Genomic DNA, 22722 nt, shown 5'->3' on the forward strand with positions numbered 1-22722 from the left:
ATCTACTCTAATAATTTTTACGATGAAGCAGGATCAGAAGAATGACCAGAAGCACTCCCATTCCGGCCATCACTCCGAGAAGGATTTTGGATGTCATGGAAAATCCTTTTGTTTCATTCTGTATTTCTGATACTGCGTTTTCTGTCTGTTCTCCTACCGGAGTTTCTTCGGTTACTTCTTCCTGTACAGGTGCTTCTGTTGGTGCAGGTGTCGGATCTGCTTCCATCACATAGCCAACATATTGACCATTGTAATAATAACGGTTCATGGTCCTGCCGTTTTTGTCTGTGCTTTCTGTCGTCAGATCATTAACCGTGACTCCCTTAGGTACAGACATCTTTGTACCATTCACATCAATCGTATCGAAATTATTGAACGCATAGTCAAACAACGCTGTACTGTCTGTACAGTTGATTCCCAGATCAACCGTCCTCATAGTCACCGCAATGTATGTCCTGCCGTTTCTTTCTGCCGCAACAACCAGAGTATGCTGTGCTTCATTGGCAAAACCGGTCTTTCCACCGATGCAGCCTTCATAATAAAGATCTGATTCTTTTGCCATAAGCGGCATATGAGTATGCATTGGTCTTGCCTCACTTAAGTTTGTTGCCGGAATTGTATAGCCAACACTTTCAATCACTTTCCGGAACCTTGCATTCTTAAGACCAGCCTTCATGATCTTTGCAAGGTCAAGTGCACTGGTATAATGATTTTCATCCGGCAGGCCACTGGCATTTACAAAATGTGTATGCGTACAGCCAAGTTCTTTGGCTTTCTGATTCATCATATCGACAAAATTGGCCTCTGTACCGCCGACATATTCTGCAATCTGGGCACAAACCTCATTCGCGGACTTGATATAGGCAGCAAACCAGCAGTCCTTCATCGTCATCTGCTCGCCCAGCTGGGCATTGATATTACTGCTGTCCCAGGTCACATCACGAATTCCCGTCTCTGTAAATGTCACGACATCTTTCGGCGAACTGTTCTCAATTGCTACCAGAAGTGTCATCAGTTTCGTTGTACTTGCAGGATACCGGCATTCATTCATTCCCTTGTCATAGAGAACTGCTCCTGTATCTGCATCGATCAGAACCGCTGCCTCAGAAGTGGTCTGTGGCCCTGCCGGCCAGCTCTGGATATTGTTGGTTGCGACTGCTGCCGGAGTACCGTTTGCAGTAACGGCAGCTGCCTGTACCTGTGCAGAAAACGCCAGAATCAAAGCACTTCCCAACGCAGCTATCTGGCATATTCTTTTTTTCATTGTATTACCTCCGTCTAAAACTCAAACTGCTGTATCTTTTCTACAATGTATTCCATATCTGTTTCGGAAAGATCATAAAACATCGGAAGCCGTACCAGACGTTCACTCTCTTTTGTCGTATAAACATCCTCGCCGCAGAATCTGCCGAACTTCTCTCCCGCCGGTGAACTGTGCAGCGGAACATAATGAAATGCAGCACAGATGCCATTCTCTTTAAGGTAAGCGATCAACCGGCTTCTGACAGACAGATCTCTGACCTTAATGTAGTACATATGTGCATTGTGTACACAGCCTTCCGGCACAAACGGACGCTGGAGCTTGCCCGCATCCTCAAGATTCTTGAGATTTGTATGATAATAATCGTAGATCTCATGACGCTTGTGATTGATTTTTTCACATTCTTCAAGCTGTGCATAAAGATAAGCGGCATTCATCTCGCTCGGCAGATAAGAAGAACCATAATCGATCCAGCGGTATTTATCTACCTGACCACGGAAAAATTTACTTCTATCTGTTCCCTTTTCACGGAGGATCTCTGCCTTTTCCTGATATTCGCTCTTCTGGAAAACAAGGGCTCCACCCTCGCCCATTGTGTAATTCTTGGTCTCATGGAAGCTGTAGCAGCCAAAATCTCCAATTGTTCCAAGTGCCCTGCCATGGTAATATGCCTCCACACCCTGTGCGGCATCCTCAACAACCTTGAGATCATACTTCTCTGCCAGTTCCATGATTTTGTTCATCTCACATCCCACACCTGCATAATGAACAGGAACGATTGCTTTTGTTTTGTCTGTGATCGCCTGCTCGATCAGATTTTCATCAATGTTCATAGTGTCCGGACGAATATCTGTAAAAACAATCCTTGCTCCTCGAAGAACAAAGGCATCCGCAGTAGAAACAAAGGTATAGGATGGCATGATAACCTCATCCCCCGGCTGGATATCGCTGAGGAAGGCTGCCATCTCCAGTGCATGTGTACAGGATGTTGTGAGAAACACCTGATTCACATCAAACCGTTTCCTCATCCACTCTGAGCAGAGCTTTGTATATTTACCATCTCCGCAAAGCATTCCCTGTGCCACTGCATCCTGGATATATTTTAATTCATTTCCGACAATTGCCGGCCTGTTAAAATCTATCATATTCTGTATCTTACCTCTCTTCCTTCTCTGATGTGTTCTTCGCGTTACTGTTCACTCCGTTCACAGATATTCTCCTTATCCCGGATCACATACTGTGGAGTCTTATTGATATTCAGCATCAGCTTTCCAAGATATTCTCCTATGATTCCAAGCATCAGGAAGGTAATCCCAAACAATACCAGCATCGCACACATCAAAGAGGACCATCCGATCGCAATTGTCGGGTCCAGCAGCTTACGGACAAGCACCACAACTGCCCCGATAAATCCGGCTGCTGAGAATAATGTTCCAAAAAACGTGGATACCCGAAGAGGAATCACTGTAAAATTCAGACAGGAAAGAAAAAGATTCAGTCCCTTGCGGAAATTATAATTCGATGTTCCTACCTCTCGCTCAAAATGTTCAATCTCAATATTTGCAATGTTATGGGTCGTACGGAAAAACAACACCTGCAAAAAGATATTGTATCCGTCATATTTTATAATCTCATCCCTCACATAGCGTCTGCAACACCAGAAACTGCTCATCTGGATATCCTTCGGACGGTCCAGAAGATGCCACAATAAGAAACGGCTGACTGCTCCTGTCAGATTCTTGAATGCTGAAAATTTTCTCTGTTTGAACACACCGAATACAATATCATATCCCTCCCGGATCTTATCCAGAAAAAGCGGAATCTGTGACGGATGGTTCTGCATATCATCGTCCATTCCGATGATCAGATCACCCTCTATATAATTCATAGCCGCCATGATCGCGTTATGCTGTCCAAAATTCTTCGCAAGATTGATTCCCTTGACATTTGAGTATTTTTCTGCCAGTGCATGGATCGCATTCCATGTTCCATCTCTGGAATAGTCGTTGACCAGCACAAATTCACACTCGTAGTCCTTTAATTTTTCAAATTCCTCTATTGCCAATTCTACCACTTTTCCAATGGTATGTTCCGAATTATAGCATGGTATGACAATGGATACCAGCATGTCCTATATCCCTCATTTCTCTATATCTTGTTAAATATAATAACGCCTGCCAGAATCAGTGCAAATCCCGCAAGCTTTCTTTTGGTAAATTTCTCTTTCAGGAAAAAATATCCCATCACCGATACAAAAATATATCCTGTTGATTCCAGAATTGGTGACATGGAAAGCGGTACATACTTCAGCGCCAGCATCGTGAGGATCACAGAACAGAAAAACATTCCGTATGCCCCGATCACCAGCGGATTCAAATATTCCTTCAGCGAACTTTCGTAAGTTCTGTCAGCTGCCTTCTTCAGTAAAATCTGTGAAACGGATGAAATAAACACAGAAAAAAGCAAAATGCAGACAGATATCTCCAGACGACTCATCAATGCTCACCGCCTTTCTCTCTGTCTTCTCCTGTCACAAGATAAATACCGACAAAGATGATGGCTGCACCTGCGATCATATTCCAGGTAACCTTCTCACCAAAAATCAATGCTCCCCATATAATTCCCCATATCAGTGTAACCGGTCGGTTGGCATAGGCCACTGTCAGCGGCATTCTCTTGAGAATCTGCTGCCAGATGATCGCATATCCAAACATAATTACAAAAACAAGCCCGAACCAGAAAATAAACTCTATGGAAAAGATATTTCCTGTATATCGGGATGCCATTTTGGAGCAGACTCCACTCAGAGAACTGAACAGAAGGCTGATATGAAGCATCAGAAAAATACTTTTTTTTGAACTAATGTAATTTCTCATGTTATTCTCTCACAATCATACCGTAAATTCAATGTTTATTTTCGACAAAATCTCTTCCAGACGTTTCTCACATGCTGCAAGACTTTCTCCGCGAAGAATCACCTGTCCCAGGCGATCTCTGCCATTTGTATAGTGATGGACTTCATCTCCCGGCACAATATTAAATGACAGATCCACGATGTCTGCTGCCGGTTTATTCGCATTGTGAATTGCCTTTACAATTCCATCTTTATCCGAAAGTAAGGTTCTGGAAAGATTTGCCGTACCGGAAATTTTGTCACGGAACATCTCCTGCACATCCATACCGAGAGCCAGACGAACGATTGCTTCATAATAATTGATTCCATAGTAAATGCTGACCATCTCCGGCAGGCAGGTTCCCCCGGCTCTTCCGGTGATCTCGATCACATAAATCTTCCCGTTTTTTTCTATCAGATCACAGTTGACCGGACAATTATCAAGACCCGCAGCACGAATTGCCAGTTTAACCTGATCTTCCACCTCTCTTCCCAGTTCATTCTGTTTCTTATATGGAACAGAATGACCGATCGGAGTTGGCACATAGCTCTGAAAAGCCTCAATATTATTCGGCAGGCAATACAAAAGTCGACCGTTCTGTATCATAGCCTCGCATCCAAGCACCTGCCCCTCGATAAATTCTTCAACCAGACAGTAATCTTTCCGGGTTGCTTCCATGGTCTTATTATAATAGAAGAAAGTCTCCTCACGGGTATTGCAGCGAAAAATTCCTCTGCTCCCCATAAGATCTACTGCCTTAAGCACAACCGGAAATTCCAGTTTTTCCAGTGCCTCTTCTAACTCCTCCAGACTGTGGATGCAGATATGTCTCGCACAGCGCACACCACCAGCCATAAAGGCTTCCTTCATTTTGAATTTGTCGTTGCTGATATCTGCTGACTTGGCTGAAGGACCGATCAGTCCCATTTGTTCACAGGTATATCCCAGTGCACGAACGCCTGCATCCAGACAGCAGGTTGCGATTCCGTCAATTTCTTTTTCCTGTGCTGCCTTTAGAATTGCCTCGGGACTGGTAATATCTGCATATACACTCTCATCAGCCACTGCAAACCCCGGCCAGTCTCCCGGCGTACTTGCTGCTACAGTCGATACCCCCAGCTGTCTGGCGGCTTCATAAAGAGGGAGCTGAGAATAACTTGCCCCCAGAATCATTAATTTCTGCATTTTTATTTATCCTCTTGTTCAAGAAAGTCAAAAAACAGCGGAGTTCCTCCTGTATGAAGAAACAGAATCTGTTTTCCCTGGATCTTATGTTCTTCCAGATATTTAACCATACCATAAAATGCCTTTCCTGTATAGGTCATATCAAGAGGGATCCCCTCACTGCCATAAATCCGACGGATCAGATCAGCTACCGGCTCCGACCAGGCACCATATCCGCCCTCCATATAGGAATCCGTAAAATGAATCGAATCTTCCATATTTTCCGGAAGTACTCTGTGGAACTTCTCTGCATATTCTCTGAGATTTCCTGCGATCACTTCTTTTCCTCTCGCAGAATTCCGAGAAACAGAGATTCCTACAATCTTACGGTTATCTCTCCTGTTCAGGCTTCCTGCAAGAAGTCCCGACTGTGTGGCATTGGTACTGGATGCCAGGAAAATATAGTCAAAATGAACTCCTCGCATATTTTCGTAACGACAGATCTCTTCGTAGACCTCTTCATAGCTTCTCATCGGAATCCATTCCCTGCCCTGTCCTCTGGAATTCCCGTAAATATAATACGGTTTATATCCTTTCTCATAAAGTTCTTTCATTGCCTGCTCCACAGCCGTGGCAATCCCTGATTTACCGCAGGGTATTTCAACAACTCCCATCTTACGGATAATACGGCTGTTACAGGTTTCTCTGTTATCCTTGATATCTTCCGTGTTATGGATCATATAGCAGGGGATTTCCAGTTCATGACAAAGTGTTGCAAGGATACGGCAGAGATTGGAGTGATAGTTGCCGTAGATGATCATACTGTCACAGTTTTCTTCCTGCATATTTTCTATGAATTTCCGTGCAAAACGTACTTTGTTCCCGCCAAATGCAAATGGAAGAAGATCCTCTCTTTTCATAAAAAATGTATTTTTGTTATCTGTATAGCGAAGTCTCTGGATCGGTGTATCAAAGACAGAAACCGGATTTTCCCATGGTCCATGATGCAAAAGCCTGTCCATTTCTTCATAGGATTCTGCCTGCAGAATAAAAAATCCCGGTCGGCTTCCGCTGTCTGTGATATTGGCAGTTTTTACATCGCCCTCCAGCACGACTTTCTTTAAGTTTTGTGGATGATTCTGTCTGATATTTTCCAGAAGCCGAAGATCATTTTCATTCATAAGAAAACGAATTGCAGAAATGTGGGACTCTGCTTTTTTTAATACAGGTGGGTTTCCGGCTGCTGTGTCCACAACCATCCCGACAAAATCCTGACCTGTAGAAAGCGGTACAAGATCAGAACCGATGCAGTCACCGCCCATACGGGAACCAATCTCTATAATCCGGATATCACCCTTTTCGTTGATCCGTAATTCACTGTGCCCTGCCCCGAACTTTACTTCCAGTGCATCCAGTGCCTGAAATACAACGTTCTCCACCTTCCTTCTCATCTCTTCTGACAATGGAGCCGGCTGTAAATGTCCAACCTCAATATAATGAGGACTTCCTGTTGTAAATTTCTTGGTGACTGCAAGGCAGGTGTGTCTTCCCTGGTAGCTGATCGTCTCCACACTGTACTCCGCACCGGAAATATATTCCTCGATGATTGCTTTTTTCTCAAAAGACTGTCCGACTGCTGCTTCAATCGCCGCCGGAAGATCTGCCGGATCTGTCACCTTGGTGATTGCTCTGCTGCCCGAGCGGTCTGTCGGCTTTACGATCACCGGAAAGCTCTTCGGCTCTGCTATCTCGCCTTCTCTCACACATTCAAAATACGGCACCGGAATTCCTGCCTTTTTGAATGCACTGCGCATAGCATATTTATTCGTGGACTGTCGGATGCAATCCGCACTGTTTCCCGGAAGTCCGAGTTTTTCTGCCAGATACTGCACCGTAATATTTGCAAGATCAGAACCAATTGTTGCTACTGCATCCGGTTTTATCCTGCGGCATTCTTCCAGGATCTCATCCATTTCCACAATGCTTATCTCATAAAAAAAATCCGCATCCTCTGCCCCTATTGCACCTTCTCTCCAGGCAAAAACATGTGTCTCATATCCCATTTCTTTTGCTTTCAGAATCAGAGGCTTCTGAAAATCATTTGCCCCAATGATCACGATTTTTTTCATAACAATCCTTTCTAACATTAAAAATGCCGCAAGCCTCAGAAACTCCTCCGATGCCTGCAGCAATTTCAGTCTCCGTCTGATTGATCGGAGCGTTTATTTTGTTTTGTACATTTCGTTGTAGTATTTCTGATAGTCACCACTGGTAACGTTCTTCATCCAGTCCTCATGCTCAAAGAACCACTGAATGGTCAGGCGGATTCCATCCTCAAAACAGGTTTCCGGGTACCAGCCGACTTCTTCTTTGATCTTGTCCGGTGCGATCGCATAACGACGGTCATGTCCCTTACGATCCTCTACATATGTGATCAGCTTCTCACTTACAAGTTCTTTACGCGGATCTCCTTCCGGAAGCATCTCCTGAAGAGTATCCAGAATAATATGGATGATCTGGATATTCTGTTTCTCATTATGTCCTCCGATGTTGTATGTCTCAAACAGTCTGCCTTTCTCCTGCACCATGTCGATTCCCTTGGCATGATCCATAACATACAGCCAGTCACGAACATTCTTTCCATCGCCATATACCGGGAGTTTCTTACCCTGAAGTGCATTGTTGATGATCAGCGGAATCAGTTTCTCCGGGAACTGGTATGGTCCGTAATTATTACTGCAGTTTGTGATGTTTGCCGGAAACTTATAAGTATCCATATAAGATTTTACCAGCATGTCTGAGGATGCCTTACTTGCTGAGTATGGGCTGTGCGGATCATACGGAGTTGTCTCATAGAAAAATCCTCCATCCTCTTCCAGTGAACCATATACTTCATCTGTGGATACATGAAGAAATTTCTTATCCGGTTTGAATGTTCCATCCGGAAGTTCCCATGCAGATTTTGCTGCATTCAGCATAACCAGAGTTCCAAGTACATTTGTCTTGACAAATACTTCCGGATTACGGATACTTCTGTCTACGTGGCTCTCAGCTGCAAAATGAACAACACGGTCGATATCATTCTCATCAAAGATCTTCATGATCGCCTCGCTGTCACAGATATCAGCTTTGACAAATGTATAGTTTTCTCTGTTTTCAATGTCCTTGAGATTCTCAAGATTTCCTGCGTAGGTCAGTTTGTCAACATTGATAATACGAATCTCATTATTATATTTCTGAAACATATAGTGAATATAGTTAGAACCGATAAAACCGGCACCGCCTGTTACCAGGTATGTTCTCATATTTCCTTTCCTCCTGAAAAACGCTCTCCCTCATGGAAGAGCGTTTATTTAACTGATAATTATTGATAATCCGGGTCTGTCGGGTCGAAAGTCTTACTTCCTCTCAGTGGTGTAAGCGGTCTTCTTCCCAGTGGTCCCTTATAGCACTCATCTGCACTGTATTTTCCATCGAATACACGAAGTGTGGAGCCATTGCAGTTCTCATATACCCATTTTGCATCTGCAACACAGGCACGGATACATCCATGAGATGCAGGACTGCCAAGTTTCAGATACTCACCAGCCGGAAGGTTATTTCCATTCTGCAGACCACTTGCTACTGAATGGATAAAGATTCCATTTACTACATGAGTTCCATACTGTCCCCAGGACGGTCCCATCAGCGGCTGCCAGCGAAGAGATCTTGTCAGTGTGTAAGTTCCTTTCAGTGTCAGTGTAACTGGATTACCTACAGAAACACGGATTGTCTTGATCGGGTATTTCTTGCTGCTGTCTGTATATACCGTCATAACACCATTGGTACGGTCACATTCCAGATAGTATCTGCTGCGTTTAAACTCGTTTGTTCTGTCATACACACGGTTTCCGTATTTATTGAAACGATAGTTAACACCATCGATCCATGCTGTTGTATTCACATACCATTTACCGGTATTCGGGTTAATATAACGTGCCAGGTTTCTGCTTGAGTCGATAGTTACCCATCCTGTTGTAAATCTTCCTCTACTGTCCAGCCATCCCTTGGTTCCTGCACGGGTAATACTTCTGTTGGTCTGTGCTATACAGTCCTTGAAGTAGAAGTAATACATCTTGCCATCACATCTGATTCTTCTCCAGCCTGAAACTGCAAGCAGACCATTGGATGCTGCATAATAATATTTATTATTATATTTGATCCATGTTCCCTTGTACATCTGTCCACGATACTGTTTTGTGCTGGATCTCTGGAAGAAGTAGTATTTGTTGCCAATCTTTGTCACACCACTTGCCATACGTCCGTCAGGAAGGAAATATCTGGATCCACTCCATGCGTTCTGGTAGTTATTTCCACCATTCGTAAACAGGAACCATCCGATAAATTTATTATTGACAGTTACCTTCTGCATTCCCTTCTTCTCTTGTATACGTCCTGCAGTGTTTCCGAAGTAATAATATCTGCCATACTTGGTGGAGCCTGTACCTGCCAGCTGTACCCAGCGATTTCTCCAGGTTGCACGACGGCCGTTTGAAGTAAAGTAATATCTGTAATTACCGATTTTGACAAGACGGTTTGCATAAGCAATACCGGAACTATTGGACATATAATAATATCCATCAGCACCTTTGACCTGTTTTCCCTTGATCAGATATCCATTTGCATCAAGAAGATACAGATTGGAACTGTTCTTCAGAACTTTATAGGCGCCAATGCCTTTCTTGACATAACGTCCGTCACTTCCGAAGTAACGCCATCTCTTGTTATTGATGCCAATCCATGTGTTTCTGACCATCTTTCCAGGTACAATCTCATTTGCAGAGGCACTTCTGAACCAGTAAAGTCCCTTGTTATTATTGTAAGTAGTTTCTTTTTCTCCTACAAACGGTACACCGTTATTCTGAAGATAATAGTATTCCTTGCCAATCTTATATACCTTCTCTGCGATGTTGATTCTTACACCTGTATTGTCATAGTATTTAAAAGCTTTGGCAGATGTATCCCAGTACCATTTGTTTGTCTGCATCTGTCCAAGTTTGGAATTGTACGGTGCTTTGATATCGGCAAATGCCGGATTTAAATCAGGATTTATTACCTTAACATCACTGACTGTGTTGAAATAATAATAAGAGTCTCCTGCCTTTGCATCACCTGTACACAGATATCCATTTGCATCGAACGCATATTTTGCAGTAAATACTTCCGCTCCGCTTGCATCCAGTGTTGTGATCTGTACAAGACCATCTTTGTCTGTATAGTAAGCCGGAGTTTTCGTCTCCGCTACTGCTGCCGGATCCGTTGTTTCTTCAGCGGCATCCGTTTCTGTACTGTCAGCCGGAATTTCCTCTGCTACTTCCTCTGTCACCGCTTCTTCGGTATTCTGGATATCCTCTGCGGTTTCCACAGCGGCTGAGGTTTCTTCAGTTACTGTTCCTTCGGTTACGGTTGTTTCTTCAGCACCTGTTGTTTCAGCTGCATCTGCTGCCTGTTCTGCATCTGCTGCATCTTCCGCAGTTCCTGCTTTAGCTCCTGTGTATTTGTAAAGTCTCCACTGGAGTTTTCCGTTGCTGTCCTCTTCATACTTCCAGCGCAGATAAGACAGTTTCGCCTCTGTAATGCTGTCTTCCTCTCCCGGATAAACCTTTCCCACAGCTTCTGTTTTCTCTTCCTCAAGGATATCCTGAGTATCTGCTGTTACATCTGCTTCAGAAGTAAAATCCGCATCAGAGACAAAATCCATATCTGCATCTTCAGATTCTTCTGTGGATTCCGGTTCAGAAATCACCTCTCCATCTTCTGATCCTGCCTCATCTATCGTTACAGCAGGATCATCTGTCTCCTCATTGCTGTCTGCTTCTTCATCTGTAACAGGTTCTTCATTGTCTTCTGTAACTGCAATTTCCGCTGAAAATTCTGCCGCACTGACAGCTGTTGCCTCTGCTGCAGTAGCCATGCACATAGACAGACTCAGTAAAACTGCCACAACTCGTTTCTTCACAACCTCTCCTCCTTATTCTTATAACACCTTTATTCACCAAGACCACTGCTGATCGCACTGATCAAAGCTTCCATTGCTGCCTGCTCATCTGTACCATCACAGATCAGTTCAATCTCATCTCCGCATTTAACGCAGGCTCCCAGAACGCTCAACACGCTTTTGGCATTAGATCTGGCTCCGTTAAAGATAAATTCAATCCTGGAGTCATATTTAATTGCCTCATTGCACAAAGCTCCTGCCGGGCGCAGGTGAAGCCCTGACGGATTATTGACTGTTATCTTCTGACTGATCATCTCATATATCTCCTGTTCATCAATTGTTACTGTTCACTCCGTTCACAGCAACCTGAGCAAAATCCATTCCAAATCGCCTTGGGTGATAAGATTTTGCTATATTTATGGCAAAATACCGTGCGGAATATTACCTGTAAACAGTTACGATCAATTACCTGTATCTGCCGTGGAAATTCTGGAAACTTCCACTCCTGTAGTAACCTCATCTACCAGTTCGTATCCCTTCGGAATACTTACCTTGACCGGCACTTCATAGCTGCCTTCTTCCTTACCCTCCAGATCAATAGAAGCCTTGATATCATTCTCGTCCAGGTCCTTAAGATCGTCTTCTGATTTCTTAACTCTGACTTCTATCTTGGCTGTATCAAATGCTACCTGCATTCCTTCCGGCTGATTTTCAACAGAAATATTCTTCGTCAGTATTTCGCAAGCAGTACTCCCTTCCGGCAGGATATTAACTCTGACAAAGACATCCTCACTGGAATCACTGGTCAGCTTCAGTCCCTCCGGCAGGTAGTCGGAAATATTGAGTTTTGCCTCAAAATCACTGCTCTGATCTGAAATATCAACAGCTGATCCGGATATCCAGATCGTATTATTCTGATTTTTCAGATTGTTCAGTGCCTCTTCACTTCCCGCTATGCTGATCACATTCGGAGTTGTGGTGACACTCTCGACCTGATATCCACTGTCCGGAGTACCTGTGTACTCTGCACTTATTTTAACATCAGTTTTGACTTTCCACAACCTTGCAGTCACATAAACTTTGGAAATATTAAGATAACTCGCATCCGTATCGGAGAATTCCTCTCCATTCTTATCAATGATCTTCACTTCTGTTTCCTGAGTCACGTCCTCTGTTGCCCCATCCACATCAATAGAAGCATTTACCTTATCTATTTTATTAATAAGGGACTTCGGTCCTGTAATCTTGATTTTCTCAGGATTTGAACTCAGTGAACCCACTTCATATCTCTTATCAGGCCTGGTGTTATTCGTGGTAACATTTACTACAAATTCCTGTGTATCCTTATCTTCCAGATGAAGACTCAGATTATTCGGTGTCACTTCGATATTACCCGGAGAAAGTTTATTACAGGTTACCGTGATCGGAACCATCACCGGATCCGTATCAAGGCTTACCGCCTGCTGAAGATCTGCGACCGCCTGAAAATCACTGGCTGTAATCTTATCCAGAGTTTTTCGCTGTGCCTTGATTGTCACGCGGATCGGCGTCTGGTCACTGTCCTGCATACACATCTTTCCATCTGCATCAATGTATGCCTCATTAAGAAGCTGCACATCTGAAATCACAAACGATTTCGTCCCGACAGGATTGTCAATATTTACAACCAGAAGCCATACGACTACAGCAATCACAAGAGACAGAATCTTCAGAGAAATATTATTTCCCATTTTTTTCTTCATGTTTCACTCTCCCCTTAAAAAGCTGCCGCAGTTTACTGTTATTTATAACTTTCTTGTTCTGTGCACGCTCAAGTACTTCTCGAAGTTCCGAACTGCTGACATTTCTCATCAGATGTCCGCCCTCAGCTACGGAAACCTGTCCTGTTTCCTCAGAGACAATGATCGTCACTGAATCTGTGACCTCGCTGATTCCCACACCTGCACGATGTCTGGTTCCAAGCTGCTTACTCAGTTCCATATTGTCGGAAAGCGGAAGATAGCAGGTTGCTGATACGATTCTGTTCTCTCTCACAATGACTGCTCCGTCATGAAGCGGTGTATTATGTTCAAAAATATTGATCAGCAGCTGACTTGTCAGGATTGCGTCCACATTAATCCCTGTTCGAATGTATTCATCCAGACGAATCTCCTGTTCGATCACGATCAATGCTCCTGTCTTAACTTCCGCCATATCATAACAGGCCTTGATCAGTTCATTCACTGTCTTGTCTGTGAAACGTTCCTTCACTTCCTTACCGGTATCAAACGGAATAATCGACGCCATGATCTTCTTCTGCCCGAGCTGCTCTATGACCTTGCGAAGTTCCGGCTGGAAAATGACCACAATCGCCGTGATCAGTGCTCCTGCCAGCTTGGATACGATCCAGAGGATCGTATTCATTTTAAAAATATATGCAAGTACAAGAAAAGCGCCAATAACCAGAAGACCCTTGAGCAAAGTATACGCACGGGTGAACTTGATCCATACCATAAACTGATATACAAAAAATGCAATCAGCATAATCTCTATAATATCAATGATATTCATAGAAGGTAAACTGACTCCTGAAAGATACCTGCCTATCATACCCGTGATATTCCGCATAAACACGCTTTCCTCCTTGCAACCTTTCTTTTATAGACTGCAGCCCCTGGCACTGTTCACTCCGTTCACAATAGACCTTAAAGCTGCTCTGATCACAGATCCTTCAATGACTCCTCGAGTTTCTTCTCGAAATCAATATCATCCATATCTGCCTTGTCAATCACTGCTGTATTTTCTGTTTCCTCTGGTTCCGGTTTCTCTTTCTTTGGTGGAACTGCCCCCTGGAACAGCGGTGCAGAGAAATTCACGACACGTTCATTCTGTTTCCTGTCATCACGCATTGGCTCGCCATTGATCTTCTTGATACTTCTCGCTGAAGTTGCAACCAGAGCCTTCGGTACGGCTTTGACATAGTAATAATAATCATCATCCTCATATTCCAGTCGCTCTGTTCTTGTATAATCGCCTCCGAAAACAAAGAACTCAAGAACAATTCCCAGAAGAACTGCCACCACTGCAAAAACACTCTGTGATGCAACCATAACAGGAAGCCCGAAATACATACTTCCGGCCAGTATCAGTACAAGATAAATCACACCGCCTGCAATGATCCCGATTCTCCACGCATAATCAAACTGTCTGGTACGGATCAGATATACTGCAAGGATCACAACAACAAATGTGATCAAAGTCAGCCACATCTCTCCGTTTTTCATAATTCCATCAGACAAAAGTGTCAGATTATCTATGATTTGTGCATCCTGGTTCATAAGCGCCTGGGACTGCACTCTCACATAACGTACAAAATAATAGATCACCACTCCGCCGCCTGCCGGGAGTGCCGAAACCGGAGAACTCAAAAGGCCGCATCCGATAGGAAGCAATGCCGGAAGATCAAACGCACATGCCAGTGGCGTAAATACCATAACAATGTTTTTTCCGGCACTGAACCTCAGAAACAGGATCAGCATAAAAAGCAGGATCACCAGCATAAATCCAGCCACCTCGATTCCAAGTGCATAACAATGTACTGTCATCATCACACATCCTGTAAAAACGATCATCCCCGTTGGAAGTACGCTGCAGATCAGAGCCAGGATCAATACTACAAATATATTGTCAAGTGCTCTCATATATCCCATATTACTGTTGATCCATACAAAATAAACCAGTGCCAAGATAAATTTAAAAAATGGCATCATATACACTTCATACTGTGCAAATAAGCCTTTGATTTTCTGTTTAAACTCCAGTAATGCTGTCATTTCCGATAACCTCCTGCTGTACCTCTGCCGGACATTTTCTTTTCATCCCTTGCATAAATCTTATTCAGCTCAGTAAGCCGGCTGTAATATTCCCTCACACTTTTCTTGGCCTGATAATACTTCACCGAATACTGGATATACGTCAGTATAGAATATGCGACAAGAACCACCACATATCCGATGATCAGATAAACTCCAAGTGTGACCAGATCCATCTTATGAATATTTTCCAGAAGATACTCCCCAAAATATACTGCCACTGCTGCTACGATCAGTGCATATCCTATCGTAACCAGAAAAAAATTCTTGATCAGTGCAAGTCCGATATAGTCACTTCTGTAATATCTGCTGACCGGAAGATATTTCCTGCCCTTGCCCTGCTCATACATGGCAAGCTTTGTCATTATCTTAACTTTTTCTTCATTGATCATATTCTGCTCCTTACAAAATCGTATCTTCTGCTTCTTATGCAGAAATACTGCAACTGTTCAATACCCTCACAGTTACAAAATACTCATATAAATTAATTGTAACATATATCCATGACCATGAAAAGCCTTTTTTATCCAGTATCCGCCCCTTCCGGCTTCACCTGTAAACAGCTGTTATCATTCATTCGTTCCGTTCAGATCTGACCTGTACATAAGGTCACAAAGAATACCTTATCTGCACCCGCCGCTTTAAGGACATGTGCCATTGCCTCTATGGTACTCCCTGTCGTATACACATCATCTATGACCAGGATCCGCAGTCCGTCCAGTCTCTCCGTCGCCTGAAAAGCCATCCTGAGATTTTGTTTTCGTTCTGCGGCATTCAGCTTCTTCTGTGAACGTGTCGCCTTTGTCTTTTTCACTACCTGATCTGACATCGGTATTTTCAGGATCCCTCCTGCTTTTTCGGCGAGATCTGCTGCCTGATTAAAGCCTCTCTCCCTTTGTTTTCGCGGATGCATCGGAACCGGAACGATCAGATCCGGTTTCCACATACGAATTTCTCTTTCCATATAGTGGCACAGAGAAACTGCATAATATTCCGCATAGTCTCTGTTTCCGTAGTATTTATAACGAAGCAGTGACTGCCGCATCTTATCATTATAGAAAAAAACGCTCCGTCCCCTGTCAAATTCCCGGTGCGATTTCCTGCACTCACCACATAGTTCCTCTTCTGCCTTTACCGGTTTCCCACATTTAAGGCAATAATCTGTCACTATCGGATGAAGCCATTTTTCACATGACGGGCAGATCAGATTTCCCCGATTCGAAAGTATCCCATGACACACCGGACATCGCTTCGGGTATAAAATATTCAGAAATTTTTCCAAGTAAGTCCTTTCTCCCCGATGAAACGCTCTTACTCTTCCATCTCACAGATTCTCTGATCCAGAGAACTGTATCTCTGCTGCTGTTTTTCATTACGGATCATTTCACGCAGTGTTTCCTCGCTTCCCACAACTGTTACACATTTGCGGGCTCTGGTAACAGCTGTATAAAGCAGATTCCGGTTCAAAAGCATCTTTGGTCCTGACAGAATCGGGATCACGACTGCCGGATACTCGGAGCCCTGAGATTTATGTATGGTGATCGCGTAGGCAAGTTCCAGTTCTTCCAGCTGCTTAAAAGAATACTCTGCCCATCTGCCATCCTCGAATTCCACCTCTGCAGTTTCCGCAAATTCATTGATCGTTCGCAGAATTCCGGTATCACCATTAAAAATACCAATCCCTTTTTCGATTGGAATGCCATATCTGCCCCTGATCTCCCACTCCATCTGATAATTATTGCGGATCTGCATGACTTTGTCGCCCTCACGCAAAAGCCCATGCATACTTTCTCTTTCTTTCTTAGCTGCATCCGGAGGATTCAGATATCTCTGCAGGATCTGGTTCAGCCTCTCCACTCCAAGAAGCCCCTTTCTCATCGGAGTCAGCACCTGGATATCAAAAGGCTTTGCCTCTACATATCGTGGAAGCTTCTCCTGGATCAGCGCAATCACTACCCGAATGATAATGTCTGCATCATATCGTTTGAGAAAGAAGAAATCTCGACTCTTATTATTAAGAAGGATCTGTTCTCCTCTGTTGATCTTGTGTGCATTCACAACGATATCACTCTCTGATGCCTGCCGGAAGATCTTGGTAAGCTCTATCACCGGAAATGCCTGACTCTGGATAATATCATGCAGTACATTTCCCGGGCCTACACTTGGCAGCTGATTTTCATCCCCCACCAGGATCAGCCTTGTCCCCGCTATCACTGCCTGAAGAAGGGAGTGCATCAGCTGAATATCCACCATGGACATTTCATCGATGATGATCACATCCGCTTCCAGAGGGTTTTCTGCATTTCTCTCAAAATGAACCGCCTGTGCATTTTGGTCATTATCTTCCGGCATCCCTGACAGTTCCAGAAGCCTGTGGATAGTCTGTGCCTCGTAGCCGGTTGCCTCCGTCATTCGTTTGGCAGCCCGGCCTGTCGGTGCCGCAAGACGGATTTCTGCTCCCTGTCCTTCAAAATACCGAATGATCGCATTGATCGTAGTGGTCTTACCGGTTCCCGGTCCTCCTGTCAGAATAAACAGCCCATGACAGGCTGCCTCTGTGACAGCTTTTTTCTGCATTTCGTCCAGAACAGTCTCTGTTTCTTTCTCGATCTGCAGGATCTGCTTATTCATCATTTCCGGTTCTTCCGGATACAGGATATCCAGTTCTTTGAGCATTCTTGCCGTATTCAGCTCCAGATAATAATACAGCGTCGGATAAACAAGGATCTCTCCGTTCTTTTCCTTCTGGACCAGCTTACGGTCCACAGAAAGATCCATGAGGTGCTTTTCCATGTAGGAGGAATCCACACCCAGAAGCTCTGAAGATTTCTGAAAAAGTTCTTCTTTTGGAAGATAAACATGTCCGTCTCTCGATGCCTGCAAAAGAGTATACATCATTCCGCTTCGGATTCTGTAATCCGAATCTGTATGGATTCCAATCCGATAAGCAATCTCATCTGCGATCTTAAAGCCAATACCGCTGATATCATCTGCCAGCCTGTACGGATTCTCCTGGAGAACGCTGTATACGGTTTCACCGTATTTCTGATATATCCTGGCTCCCAGATTCAGAGAAATCCCATATTTCTGCAAAAACATCATTGCTTTGCGCATATCTGCCTTCTCAGCAACCTGCATCGCGATCTCTCTCGCCTTTTTTTCACTGATTCCCTTAACTTCAGCAAGACGTTCCGGTTCTTCTTCCACAATATGCAGGGTGTCTTTTCCAAACCGCCGGACAATCCTGGCTGCCAGTGCTGCACCAATTCCTTTGATGGCCCCGGATCCCAGGTAACGTTCCATCGCCATGGCATCCTCCGGCATTTTTTCGGTAAGGACAGACACCTGGAACTGCTTTCCATAAACAGGGTGCTGGATATAGCTTCCTGTAAGTTCTACCGAAGCTCCCATCGTAAGCACCGGAAAAGTCCCTACACAGGTCAGTTCTTCCTCACCGTCTACTCCTTTTAGTATCATTACGGTATATCCGTTTTCTTCATTTCGAAAAATCACATGATCGATATATCCCGTCACACTTTCGTTCATAATTCCTCATTTCCTATTCACAGATGTCTGTACAGCAAAACCAGGACACCCGAAACATATTTCAGGCATTCCTGGTTTTTCTTTTCAGATCTCTGCGATCATTCTTCCATTCTCGCCATGACCTCTGCATACTTTCCGGTTCCGATAGCCACTACATTGATGGCGTTCTGCACGGTCAGTGTATTCACTCCTGTTCTCTGCTCGATCAGCGTGTCCATTCCACTCAGCATTGCTCCGCCGCCGGCAAGAACAATTCCACGATCCACAATATCTGCCGCGAGTTCCGGAGGTGTTTTTTCCAGAACACTGTGAACCGTCTCTGTAATCTGGTTTATTGCATCCTTAAGCGCCACACGAATCTCCTCCGAGGTCAGTTTGATCGTCTTGGGAAGACCTGTCAGAATGTTTCTTCCCTTGACTTCCATAACTCTTGGATTTGCTTCCTCGATCGCAGTACCAATCCTGACTTTGATCATCTCTGCAGTATCCTCACCAATAAAAAGTCCATGTGCCTGACGGATATAACTCATAATCTCCTGGTCAAAGGTGTCTCCCGCTACCTTGATCGTAGAGGAAACAACAACTCCTCCCAGTGAGATCACAGCAACATCTGTTGTACCGCCCCCGATATCCACGATCAGATTTCCAAAAGGCTTTGTAATATCCACACCGGAACCTATTGCCGCCGCGATTGGCTCTTCCACAAGAAAAACTTCTCTTGCACCAGCCTGATAAGTAGCTTCCTCTACTGCGTGACGCTCAATCTCTGTAATTCCACTTGGTACACAAATGCTGATTCGCGGCTTACGAAAAGCTCTTCGTCCCATCGCCTTGGGAATAAAATATTTCAGCATTTTTTCCATTACAATGAAGTCTGTGATCACACCCTGTCGGATCGGACGGATCACCTCTATATTAGAAGATGCGTGTCCCGCCATCTGTTTTGCCTCTTCGCCGATGGCTTTGATCTTCTCGGTATCTTTGTCATATACTACCACCGTCGGTTCCTTAAGAACAAGGCCTTTTCCGGTAGAATAAACCAGACAGCTGCTGGTTCCCATATCTATTCCAATATCATTCGCTGGCATAATTATTCCCTTCCTGTTATTTTGCAGATGTTCAGCCCGGTTTCGGGATATTACCTGCTAAATCTTTACTTTTGTTCTTTTTACAGATATTTCTTTACATATTGTCCGGTATAAGATTCCTGGCAGGAAGCAATCTCCTCCGGTGTACCTGTCGCAATGACCGTACCTCCACGGTCACCGCCTTCCGGTCCCATATCTATAATATAATCAGCTGTCTTGATCACATCCAGATTATGCTCGATCACCACAACTGTATTTCCACCATCTGTCAGCCGCTTCAGAATCTCCACCAGCTTGTGGACATCTGCAAAATGAAGTCCTGTCGTAGGCTCATCCAGAATATAGATCGTTCTGCCGGTGCTGCGTTTGCTGAGTTCTGCCGCAAGCTTGATCCTCTGTGCCTCTCCACCGGAAAGTTCGGTCGAAGGCTGGCCAAGACGGATATAGGAAAGCCCCACATCATACAACGTCTGTATTTTACGGCGGATGGACGGCACATTCTCAAAAAATCCCAGAGCCTCCTCGACTGTCATATTCAGGACATCATAGATATTTTTGTCCTTGTATTTGACTTCCAGAGTCTCTCTGTTATATCGTTTGCCCTTGCATACCTCACACGGAACATAAACATCGGCCAGAAAATGCATCTCGATCTTGATGATTCCGTCACCGCTGCACGCCTCACAGCGTCCGCCCTTGACATTAAAGCTAAACCGGCCTTTCTTGTACCCTCTGGCCTTGGCATCTGCAGTGGCAGCAAAAAGATCCCGGATCTGATCAAACACGCCTGTATATGTCGCCGGATTGGAGCGCGGTGTACGTCCGATCGGTGACTGGTCAATATTAATGACCTTATCCAGCTGGTCAAGACCCTGAATCTCCTTATGTTTACCCGGAATGGTTCTTGCACGGTTCAGATCCCTTGCCAGCGTCTTGTACAGAACCTCATTGATCAGTGAACTCTTACCGGAGCCGCTGACTCCCGTTACACACGTCATAATTCCCAGCGGAACATCCACATTGACCTGCTTCAGATTATTCTCCGCCGCTCCACGGACCCTGAGCCATCCTGTGGGCTGTTTGCGTTCTGTCGGCACCGGAATCCTGATTCTGCCGCTTAAATATGCCCCTGTGACAGACTCCGGATTCTTCATAAGAGTCTCGGCTGTACCGATCTCGACAAGTTTTCCACCATGCTCTCCTGCTCCCGGGCCGATATCCACAACGCAGTCCGCAGCCCGCATGGTATCCTCATCATGCTCCACAACGATCAGACTGTTGCCCAGATCACGCAGACGCATCAGTGCTCTCAGTAATTTATCATTATCTCTCTGATGAAGTCCGATGCTCGGCTCATCCAGGATATAGGCAACACCGACCAGACCAGAACCAATCTGTGTGGCAAGACGGATTCTCTGTGCCTCCCCGCCGGAAAGTGTCGCGGTTGCACGACTTAAAGAAAGATAATCCAGCCCCACCTCCTTAAGGAAGCCGACTCTCGCACGGATTTCCTTAAGGATCTGCTTTCCGATCAGTTCCTGCTGGCTGGAAAGCTTCAGATCTTTCAGAAAAACGCACAGCTTCTCAATAGAAAGTGCTGTTACTTCATAAATATTCTTATCTCCAACTGTGACAGCAAGTGATTCCTTCTTCAGTCGCTGTCCCTTACAGGTCTTACACGGTGTGATGCGCATAAAGGATTCATACTCCTGCTTCATCGCATCGGAACCTGTTTCTTTATATCTCTGCTCCACGTTCTTGATCAGTCCCGGAAACGCCACATCATAGATTCCCTCTCCGCGCTGCCCCTTATAATAGACTTTGACTGCATGTCCGTTGGTTCCATGGATCAGAATATTCTGAATCTCCTCCGGATAATCCTGAAACGGAGTATCCAGACTGAAATGGTATTCCTCAGCCAGAGCATTCAGGATTGCTCTGGTAAAACTTCCCTTATCTGTACAGGACTGCCATCCCATCACAGCTATGGCACCCTCTGAAATACTCAATGATTTGTCCGGTATCATAAGATCAATGTCGAATTCCATCTTATATCCCAGACCAAAACAGTCCGGGCAGGCTCCAAACGGATTATTAAAAGAAAAACTTCTCGGCTCAATCTCATCAATACTGATCTGACAGTCCGGACAGGAAAAACTCTGGCTGAAATTTATAACATTCCCATCCATGGTATCCACCATCAGAAGACCATCTGCAAGATCAAGAACTGTTTCGATAGAATCTGAAAGTCGTTTCTCAATTCCCGGTTTCACCACCAGACGGTCTACCACGATCTCAATATTATGCTTGATATTCTTGTCCAGTTTGATCTCTTCGGAAAGCTCATACAGGTTTCCATCGATCAGGACACGGACGTAGCCGCTTCGCTTTGCCTGATCCAGAAGCTTCGCATGCGTTCCCTTTCGTCCTCTGACCACCGGTGCAAGAAGCTGGAGCTTTGTACGCTCCGGCAGAGACATGATGTGATCCACCATCTGGTCTACTGTCTGCTTTTTAATCTCCTTACCGCACTTCGGACAGTGCGGGATTCCGATTCTTGCGTACAGCAGACGAAAATAATCATAAATCTCCGTCACAGTTCCTACGGTAGAACGCGGATTTCTGTTTGTTGATTTCTGGTCAATAGAGATTGCCGGCGGCAGTCCCTCGATCGACTCCACGTCCGGCTTCTCCATCTGTCCCAGAAACTGTCGTGCATAGGAAGACAGAGATTCCATATATCTTCTCTGTCCCTCTGCATAAATCGTATCAAAAGCAAGAGAAGACTTGCCGGAACCACTGACTCCCGTCAGCACTACAAACTCATCTCTTGGGATATCCACACTCAGATTCTTGAGGTTATTTACATTCGCACCCCGAATCCGGATAAATTTCTTCTCTGTTGTATGTTCCGCCATGGTTCTTATGCTCCTCTGTTTTC

Annotated in this window: 18 protein-coding genes; all 18 read right to left on the reverse strand. The window is 44.6% G+C overall.

Going from position 1 to position 22722, the window contains the following annotated elements:
• Positions 1–7 precede the first annotated feature (7 nt).
• Entirely contained in the window at positions 8–1264 is a 1257-nt protein-coding gene (locus tag GT674_RS06535; protein WP_161284961.1) for a D-alanyl-D-alanine carboxypeptidase family protein, read from the reverse strand.
• 14 nt (positions 1265–1278) lie between these two features.
• Entirely contained in the window at positions 1279–2406 is a 1128-nt protein-coding gene (rffA, locus tag GT674_RS06540; RefSeq protein WP_161284962.1) for a dTDP-4-amino-4,6-dideoxygalactose transaminase, read from the reverse strand.
• 44 nt (positions 2407–2450) lie between these two features.
• The gene (locus GT674_RS06545; protein ID WP_161284963.1) at positions 2451–3389 is read right to left on the reverse strand and encodes a glycosyltransferase family 2 protein; all 939 of its coding nucleotides are present in this window, start codon (positions 3387–3389) and stop codon (positions 2451–2453) included.
• A 20-nt stretch (positions 3390–3409) separates the two neighbouring features.
• Positions 3410–3757, reverse strand: coding sequence for a DMT family transporter (locus tag GT674_RS06550; protein WP_161284964.1), 348 nt, complete (start codon positions 3755–3757; stop codon positions 3410–3412).
• Positions 3757–4137, reverse strand: a complete 381-nt coding sequence (locus GT674_RS06555) for an EamA family transporter (protein WP_161284965.1) — start codon at positions 4135–4137, stop codon at positions 3757–3759. The genes GT674_RS06550 and GT674_RS06555 overlap by 1 nt, the downstream gene beginning before the upstream one ends.
• 15 nt (positions 4138–4152) lie before the next feature.
• Entirely contained in the window at positions 4153–5340 is a 1188-nt protein-coding gene (locus tag GT674_RS06560) for an ATP-grasp domain-containing protein (protein WP_161284966.1), read from the reverse strand.
• 2 nt (positions 5341–5342) lie between these two features.
• A complete protein-coding gene (locus GT674_RS06565; protein ID WP_161284967.1) occupies positions 5343–7448 on the reverse strand; it encodes a pyridoxal-phosphate dependent enzyme in 2106 nt (701 codons plus the stop codon).
• A gap of 93 nt (positions 7449–7541) precedes the next feature.
• Complete coding sequence (gene rfbB / locus GT674_RS06570) at positions 7542–8624, reverse strand: dTDP-glucose 4,6-dehydratase (protein ID WP_161284968.1); 1083 nt, start codon at positions 8622–8624, stop codon at positions 7542–7544.
• A gap of 59 nt (positions 8625–8683) precedes the next feature.
• Complete coding sequence (locus GT674_RS17755; protein WP_161284969.1) at positions 8684–11317, reverse strand: L,D-transpeptidase family protein; 2634 nt, start codon at positions 11315–11317, stop codon at positions 8684–8686.
• Positions 11318–11346: 29 nt separating this feature from the next.
• Positions 11347–11610 (reverse strand): HPr family phosphocarrier protein, encoded by a 264-nt coding sequence (locus GT674_RS06580; protein WP_161284970.1) that lies wholly within the window; start codon positions 11608–11610, stop codon positions 11347–11349.
• 147 nt (positions 11611–11757) lie between these two features.
• Positions 11758–13038: a CdaR family protein gene (locus GT674_RS06585; protein WP_161284971.1), complete on the reverse strand. Its 1281-nt coding sequence runs from the start codon at positions 13036–13038 to the stop codon at positions 11758–11760.
• Positions 13016–13903: a diadenylate cyclase CdaA gene (gene cdaA, locus GT674_RS06590; protein ID WP_161284972.1), complete on the reverse strand. Its 888-nt coding sequence runs from the start codon at positions 13901–13903 to the stop codon at positions 13016–13018. Before cdaA ends, GT674_RS06585 begins: the two co-directional genes overlap by 23 nt.
• 92 nt (positions 13904–13995) lie before the next feature.
• Positions 13996–15108 carry a hypothetical protein gene (locus GT674_RS06595; RefSeq protein ID WP_161284973.1) on the reverse strand — a complete coding sequence of 371 codons (1113 nt, stop codon included), beginning with the start codon at positions 15106–15108 and terminating at the stop codon, positions 13996–13998.
• The gene (locus tag GT674_RS06600) at positions 15105–15539 is read right to left on the reverse strand and encodes a hypothetical protein (RefSeq protein ID WP_161284974.1); all 435 of its coding nucleotides are present in this window, start codon (positions 15537–15539) and stop codon (positions 15105–15107) included. Before GT674_RS06600 ends, GT674_RS06595 begins: the two co-directional genes overlap by 4 nt.
• 194 nt (positions 15540–15733) lie before the next feature.
• Positions 15734–16429, reverse strand: a complete 696-nt coding sequence (locus tag GT674_RS06605) for a ComF family protein (RefSeq protein ID WP_161284975.1) — start codon at positions 16427–16429, stop codon at positions 15734–15736.
• A 29-nt stretch (positions 16430–16458) separates the two neighbouring features.
• Positions 16459–18693 carry an SF1B family DNA helicase RecD2 gene (gene recD2 / locus GT674_RS06610; protein WP_161284976.1) on the reverse strand — a complete coding sequence of 745 codons (2235 nt, stop codon included), beginning with the start codon at positions 18691–18693 and terminating at the stop codon, positions 16459–16461.
• 98 nt (positions 18694–18791) lie between these two features.
• Positions 18792–19781 carry a rod shape-determining protein gene (locus GT674_RS06615; RefSeq protein WP_161284977.1) on the reverse strand — a complete coding sequence of 330 codons (990 nt, stop codon included), beginning with the start codon at positions 19779–19781 and terminating at the stop codon, positions 18792–18794.
• Between the two features lie 80 nt (positions 19782–19861).
• The gene (gene uvrA, locus GT674_RS06620) at positions 19862–22699 is read right to left on the reverse strand and encodes an excinuclease ABC subunit UvrA (protein WP_161284978.1); all 2838 of its coding nucleotides are present in this window, start codon (positions 22697–22699) and stop codon (positions 19862–19864) included.
• Positions 22700–22722 lie beyond the last annotated feature (23 nt).

Origin of the sequence: Blautia sp. BIOML-A1, from assembly GCF_009883055.1 — a bacterium.
Taxonomy (GTDB): domain Bacteria; phylum Bacillota; class Clostridia; order Lachnospirales; family Lachnospiraceae; genus Blautia_A.